Raw genomic sequence first — 5,418 nt, 5'->3', positions numbered from 1 at the left:
CCCTCACGTTTTTTCTTCTTTTCGGCCTATGAATTCGACTTTTCCGAATCTGATGGCCACTTTCAGCCTGACCGGGGGGACTGGCAAAGCCTGCCACAGATTGCCTCTCGACACCACGCGAACGGAACGACGAAACGCTGCGCCGCGACCTGTCTTCGGTGCGTCTTATGGCGTGCCGAACACACGTCAAAACCATGCGTCTGACACGACCAAAACGACATCCGCGCATGACTGGGGACCGTCAAACTGGCGACACTTCCGGCGACGATGACCAATCGGTCAGCCTGCGTTCGTCGTGCATCCGGGCCGCCTGTCCACCGCATGCGAATGGTGTTCCGGATGCAGGAAAACTCGTGTCACTGAACACCGGATCGTTCATCGAAATGGTGTCCGGAGTAGCGCCAAAGGCGAGCCGAAATAGACGCGGCAGCGTAGCCGACACCTTCCGCTCGCGGCGCGAAGCGCCGCGTTGTCCCGGCACAAAACGAACACGACAGGAGGATGGAAAAGCTGGCCGGAAAGAGAAGGGAAAGGCACGGGCAAACGTCGGTAAGCCAGACGCGGGAAGCACACTCAATGCAACGCGCGACGACGCAGCCATGCCCGATGCCGTGCCTTGGTATAGGCGTCGGGCTGTTGCCGCGCCTCCAGCCGATGGTGCAGGTGCCGCCAGTAATCGGGGCTGACCTCGGTCGGGTCGATGTCCAGCGCCTCGACGGCGTCGATCACTTCCAGCACACGCTGGACACGCGGCCATGAACTCTGATGCAGCAACACCTCACCGCCGGGCTGCACGCATGGAACGGTCTGGTAGTCTTCGCCGGAGCCGACCGTGCGCACGATGTCGATGTGCGATTCAACTGTGCCATACTTGTTTGCGGCCCAACGAACGAAGGCGAACACGCTGCCGGGCGCGAAGCTGAGCATGCGCCGCTGACGGTCGAGGATCGTGTCCGCGAGCGGCCGGCCGAAGCGCAGCCAGCGTTCCACCTGCTTCTCGATCCACGTCAGTTCAACCGTCGTGATCAGCGCGGAGGGATCGTCGGTCATCGCATCTGTTTCCTCTTCACGGCCTACTCATCAGGCGGCACGAATGCCGCTGAAAGAATGGAGGAACGCGTTATTGAGGTTGGGATGGAGATGCCGGATAAAGCCGGCGGGCGACCCGTTCCATGGTCAATCCCTGCACGATGATGGTGAACACCACCACACCGTAACAGACGGGCAGCAATAGATCGCGCAAGTCTCCGGGCGGTAGACCTAGCGCCAGTGAGACCGAGATGCCCCCACGCAGGCCGCCCCAGGTCAGGATGCCAAGAACACGGCCCCGTTCCCATTGCCGGAGATGGACCGGAAGGGTCGAGAACAGCACGGTCAGTGCCCGTACTGCAATGGAGAGCGGGATCACGGCAAGCGTCGCCAGAACCGTAAACAGATGCGGCGTGATTTCCAGAATTTCAAAGCCGATGAGCATGAACAGCAGGACGTTCAGTACCTCGTCGATGAGGTTCCAGGCGATGTCGAGTTCCTTGCGTGAGGCTTCATCGAAAATGGAGTGGCTGTAACGTGTTCCGAAACAAAGACCAGCCACGACGACAGCGATCGCGCCTGACATGCTAAGCTGGTTAGCTATGCTGAAGGTCCCGGTCGCAAGTGCCAGCGACGTCAGCAGATCAATATGCGGATCCCGCTGCGCCTTGAGCACACGAAGCGCGATCCATCCGGTCAGTGCACCCAACAGACCACCACCAACTGCCTCACGACAGAAGCTGAACGCGATCTCCGAGGCAGTTACGCCCTGACTGTCTCCGGTCGCCAGTCCGATCGTCACACCGAAAATGACAACCCCTACGCCGTCGTTGAACAGACTCTCGCCAGCGAAAACGGCCTGAAGCGGCCCCGGCAGGCCTAGACGCTTCAGCATGCCTACGACCGAAACCGGGTCAGTGGGTGCGAGGATGGCACCCAGCACGATGCACCATGCGAAGGGAATGGCGTGGCCCAGAATGGGAAAGACGTACCACGCCGTGATCGCAAGAAAAGCGACGGCCAGAACGGTTCCCATAATGGAAAGAGCCGTTACCGATGCCAGCCTGGCGCGCAGATGCCCGACATCGACCTGCATGGCTCCGGCAAACAGAAGAAGCGATAGCGCACCATTCAGAAGTGCAGCAGGCAAATTGATGGCGCCGAGCACAGATCGCGGAAGGGCCAGAAGATCATAAGCCGGAATCAGCGGATTCAGGATCATGACCAGCAGCGATGTCAGCAACGAGAAGACAAGCACGCCAATTGTGACTGGAACGCGGAGCGTATGGTGATTGAGAATGCTGAAGCCTGCCGAGAAGCTCAGCAGCAGGGCAAAGAGGCTGATCGTATCCATGTCCTCACCGCTGGCCGCTGAGGCGCTTTGCGTCAAGAAAAACCGGAAAATGGCCCGCTACCGGGAGAGTTCGACGGGTCGATGAATGGCAGAAGCGAAGGCGGAAGGCGCCGTCGTCACCCAGTCAGCGAGTCGTAACTTCAAACCAACCATTCACCAATTTGTGATTTCTCATTTTGCGAACAAAACGCCGTACGCCTGACTACGCCCCAGTACGCAGCAACCGACACACACCGACAACCCATTGAAGTGGCTATATTTTTCCGGTTGCACGGCGTTTCTTAGCGCGTGATGCTGCTGTCCTCTCCAGACGGAAAGGGCAGGACGATGACGGACGAAAACCGCATATCGAACGCCGGACCGAATTCTCCGGTCAACGATAACGAACCCGGCAGCAATATCCAATCCATTCCTCCCAATCCGGCCATGAAGGCGCGAACGGACGCACTGATCCTCGTCCTGGCGCGCCTGCTGGGGCGACAGATCGCCCGCGAGGAATTCGAGCGGCGGTTGGACCAGATCGCCAATGACAACGATCCCGCCAGCAAAGCCAGGCCGGAGCGGGAGGAGTGAGATTATCCTTGAGAAAGAGGTATTATACGTATAATTTGGGCATTGCCATTCCACCAATAGGATACCCCGCTCATGCCTACCGTCGGCGCCCTCGAATTCCAGCGCAAATTCGGCGAATTCCAACATCAGGCCCAGCGCGAGCCGGTCGAGATCACCCGCCATGGCCGCCGCGAATATGTGCTGTTGTCCGCAGATCATTATGACTGGCTCCGCGCGGCGGCCCAGCGAAGCCACCGGACGGAGGACGTGTCCGACGTGGTGCTGGCCGCCGTGGAGCGCGCCGACATGGACCCCGAACACGCGCATCTCGACGAGTTGCTGAAATAAGGGCCGTCCGTGTCGTTTCCCGAACCCAAACCCGGCCTCGTGGTCCGTTACGACTATCTGTGGACGCATGAGGCCACGCGGGGACAGGACCAAGGCAAGGATCGTCCCGCCTGCCTCGTCGCGGCCAGCGACAGTATGCTGCGGCCCCGCTATGTCGTGTTTCTGCCCATCACCCACACGCCGCCTTCCGGCGATACGGTCGGGATCGAGATACCGGCGAAGGTCAAGGCGGCGATCGGACTGGATGATGTCCCAAGCTGGGTCATCGTCTCGGAGCACAACGTCGATGAATGGCCGAGCAGCGGCGTGTCGCCGGTCCCCGGCAAAGCGGGTGTTTTCGCTTACGGCTTCATTCCTCCGGGCCTGTTCACCCGGATCAAGGCGGAGTTCGTGGCCCTCGCCCGACAGAAGAAAAGCGCCGCCGTGCGTCGCTGAGCATGGAGAACCTATAAGGATAAAGGAAGTAAAGTCATGACCCGTGTCGCGCTCTATGCCCGCTATTCCTCGGACAACCAGCGGGCGGCTTCGATCGAGGACCAGTTCCGGCTCTGTGAAGAGCGCGCCACGCGCGAGGGCTGGCGGGTGGTGGATACCTACCGCGACGCGGCGATCTCCGGGGCCAGCATGATCCTGCGCCCCGGCATCCAGACCCTGCTGCGCGACGCCCAGGCCGGACAATTCGATATTGTGCTGGCTGAGGCGCTCGATCGCGTTTCCCGCGATCAGGCCGACGTCGCCACCCTGTTCAAGCGCCTGCAATTCGCGGGAGTGCAGATCGTCACCGTGGCGGAAGGCGAGATCAGCGAGCTTCACGTCGGCCTGAAAGGAACGATGAACGCCCTGTTCCTCAAGGATCTGGCCATGAAGACCCATCGCGGGCTGCGCGGGCGCGTCGAGGCCGGCAAATCCGGCGGCGGGATCTGCTACGGTTATCGTGTCGTGCATCAGATGGACGCACGGGGCGAACTGATCCGGGGCGAACGCGAGATCGACGACGCGCAGGCGGAAATCGTCCGCCGCATCTTTCGTGAGTTTGCGTCCGGACGCAGTGCGCTTTCCATCGCCGGACGCCTGAACGACGAAGGCATCCCCAGCCCCACGGGCGGTAAGTGGAACAACACCACCCTACGGGGCAACGCCCTGCGCGGCACCGGCATCCTCAACAACGAGCTTTATATCGGTCGGCTGGTCTGGAACCGCCTGCGCTATCTGAAAGACCCGCAGACGGGCAAGCGCGTCTCGCGACTGAACCCGCAATCAGAGTGGATCGTCACCGAGGTTCCGGATCTACGGATCATGGACGATGATCTCTGGCAAGCCGTCCGTGCCCAGCAGGCACTGATCGCGGAAAAGAGCGTGAACATCAGCGCCGGTATCCGCGCCTCCAACAATCGCCTCAATGGCCAGCGCCGCCCGAAATCCCTGCTCTCCGGTCTGGTGTTCTGTGGCGTGTGCGGCGGTCCCTGCTCGATCCGGGGCGGCGACCGCTTCGCCTGCTCCACCCATATGGACAACCGCTCCTGCACCAACAAAACCACCATCCGCCGTCCGGAACTGGAAGACCGCATGCTGTCGGGTCTCAAGGACCGACTGATGACGCCCGAAGCGGCGGCGGAGGCGATGCGCGCCTATGTCGAGGAAACCAATCGCGCCAACCATGAGCGTCGCGCCAGTACGGCGGGCTGGCAGACGGAACTGACGAAACTGCGCAAGGGGCTGAAACAGATGCTCCAGGTGATCGAGGATGGCGGCTATACACGCGGCATGGTCGAGCGCATGCGCGAGATGGAGACCCGAGAGGATGAACTGGTCGCCCTGCTCGCTGCCCAGCCCCAGGACGTGCCGGATATCCATCCCAACGTTGCCGGAATCTTCAAACACAAGGTCGAGCGGCTGGCGGAAACCCTGAACCATCCCGAGGAGCGGCAGGAAGCCTCAGAGGCCATCCGGGCACTGATCGAGAAAATCGTCGTCACACCCGGCAAGGTTCGGGGCGAGATACACGCCACGCTGCATGGCGAACTGGGCACGCTATTGGATTTCGCCGCCTCACGTGGCCAGGGGGCCAAAAACACGAACACTCCCGGAGCCAGGGCTTCGGGAGTGTCGGTATCGGGTATTGCGGGGGCAGGATT

6 protein-coding genes are annotated in these 5,418 nt (G+C 61.2%); 4 read left to right on the top strand and 2 right to left on the bottom strand.

What is annotated here, in order from left to right:
* Positions 1–573: 573 nt before the first annotated feature.
* Positions 574–1,050 carry a DUF2840 domain-containing protein gene (locus ABF821_RS19715; RefSeq protein WP_099347876.1) on the bottom strand — a complete coding sequence of 159 codons (477 nt, stop codon included), beginning with the start codon at positions 1,048–1,050 and terminating at the stop codon, positions 574–576.
* Between the two features lie 70 nt (positions 1,051–1,120).
* Positions 1,121–2,383 carry a cation:proton antiporter gene (locus ABF821_RS19710; protein WP_415531313.1) on the bottom strand — a complete coding sequence of 421 codons (1,263 nt, stop codon included), beginning with the start codon at positions 2,381–2,383 and terminating at the stop codon, positions 1,121–1,123.
* Between the two features lie 327 nt (positions 2,384–2,710).
* Here ABF821_RS19710 and ABF821_RS19705 point away from each other — a divergent pair, with 327 nt between their 5' ends.
* From ABF821_RS19705 to ABF821_RS19690, 4 genes are all read left to right on the top strand, one after another.
* Entirely contained in the window at positions 2,711–2,956 is a 246-nt protein-coding gene (locus ABF821_RS19705) for a hypothetical protein (protein ID WP_180952785.1), read from the top strand.
* A 72-nt stretch (positions 2,957–3,028) separates the two neighbouring features.
* On the top strand, positions 3,029–3,283 hold the full coding sequence (locus ABF821_RS19700; RefSeq protein WP_415531312.1) for a type II toxin-antitoxin system prevent-host-death family antitoxin: 255 nt from the start codon (positions 3,029–3,031) through the stop codon (positions 3,281–3,283).
* 9 nt (positions 3,284–3,292) lie between these two features.
* Positions 3,293–3,718, top strand: a complete 426-nt coding sequence (locus ABF821_RS19695) for a hypothetical protein (RefSeq protein ID WP_415531311.1) — start codon at positions 3,293–3,295, stop codon at positions 3,716–3,718.
* A gap of 36 nt (positions 3,719–3,754) precedes the next feature.
* On the top strand, positions 3,755–5,418 hold a 1,664-nt coding region (locus tag ABF821_RS19690; RefSeq protein ID WP_415531310.1), incomplete at its 3' end, for a recombinase family protein.

The sequence above is a fragment of the Gluconacetobacter sp. genome, from assembly GCF_047721585.1.
GTDB classification, from domain to species: Bacteria; Pseudomonadota; Alphaproteobacteria; order Acetobacterales; family Acetobacteraceae; genus Gluconacetobacter; species Gluconacetobacter dulcium.
Note: the sequence above shows the minus strand (reverse complement) of the source record. Positions and strands in the feature narration are given on the sequence as shown.

Excerpts from the sequence above, each read along its gene's own strand:
- ABF821_RS19715 (WP_099347876.1), bottom strand. The coding sequence starts at position 1,050 with ATGACCGACGATCCCTCCGCGCTGATCACGACGGTTGAACTGACGTGG.
- ABF821_RS19710 (WP_415531313.1), bottom strand. The coding sequence starts at position 2,383 with ATGGATACGATCAGCCTCTTTGCCCTGCTGCTGAGCTTCTCGGCAGGC.
- ABF821_RS19705 (WP_180952785.1), top strand. The coding sequence starts at position 2,711 with ATGACGGACGAAAACCGCATATCGAACGCCGGACCGAATTCTCCGGTC.
- ABF821_RS19700 (WP_415531312.1), top strand. The coding sequence starts at position 3,029 with ATGCCTACCGTCGGCGCCCTCGAATTCCAGCGCAAATTCGGCGAATTC.